General features: G+C 61.5%; 1 protein-coding gene. It reads left to right on the top strand.

Annotated features, from left to right (window positions below):
* Nucleotides 1–979 (top strand): ATP-binding protein (locus tag H8F21_RS29335; protein ID WP_203585849.1); only part of this gene is annotated, 979 nt, incomplete at its 5' end.
* Nucleotides 980–1,091 lie beyond the last annotated feature (112 nt).

The raw sequence follows: 1,091 nt of genomic DNA, 5'->3' as shown, positions 1-1,091 counted from the left end.
CGGCTCCAAGCCGGTGGTGGGGCAATTCCTTATCGACCTGCGCCTGCCGGATGGGCGTTGGTTGCAAGTGGATGCGCGCGAGGAACAGGGCTGGACCAGCACCTCGCCGCTGGACCTATTGTTCGACTATGTGATGCGCATTTATCTGCTGCGGGTCTTGGTGCTGGTGGTGATTGCCCTGGTGGCCGTGCGCCTGGCCATCCGCCCGCTCAACGCCCTGGCCAAGGCAGCCGAAGCGCTGGGCCGGGACATCCAGCGCCCGCCATTATCGGAGGATGGCCCCACCGAAGTGCGCCGCGCAGCCCAGGCGTTCAACGCAATGCAACAACGCCTGATCGCCAACATCGCCGAGCGCACGCGTTTTCTTGCGGCGATTTCCCACGACCTGCGTTCACCCATCACACGCCTGCGCCTGCGCACCGAGATGCTTGACGACACCCGCACCCGTGAGCGTTTTCGCAGTGATTTGGAAGAAATGGAGCACATGGTCGCCAGCACCCTGGATTTTGTCAGCAGCGGCGAAATCAACGAGGCGCGACAGAACATCGACATCAATGCCTTGCTGCAAAGCCTGCAGGCGGATCTGGAAGACGTGGGCGAGAGCGTGCGAATCGAAGGCCGGGCGAAACAACCGTTACCGGGGTATGCCCGCAGTCTCAAGCGGTGTGTGCAGAACCTGTTGGAAAACGCAGTGCGCTATGGCAGCGATGTGGTGGTACGGGTTGAGGACGTGGCGGACAGCTTGACGATCACCATCAGCGACCGAGGGCCGGGGATTCCCCAGGAACAGCTGGAGCAGGTGATGGAGCCGTTTTATCGGGTGGAAGGGTCACGCAATGCCGAGACCGGCGGGTATGGGTTGGGGTTGAGCATTGCTCACACCATCGCCAGGGCGCATGAGGGGCGGTTGAGCTTGAGGAATAGGGAGGGCGGGGGCTTGGAAGTGGAGTTGCTGTTCCAACGCAAGAATAACGGATAAAACACGGTCCAAATGTGGGAGCTGGCTTGCCAGCGATGGCATCACCTCGGGATCACAGAAAGACCGAGTTGCCGGCATCGCAGGCAAGCCAGCTCCCACACAAACCAGCTCC

The sequence above is a fragment of the Pseudomonas arcuscaelestis genome, from assembly GCF_016881005.1.
Classification (GTDB): Bacteria; Pseudomonadota; Gammaproteobacteria; order Pseudomonadales; family Pseudomonadaceae; genus Aquipseudomonas; species Aquipseudomonas arcuscaelestis.
Note: the sequence above shows the minus strand (reverse complement) of the source record. Positions and strands in the feature narration are given on the sequence as shown.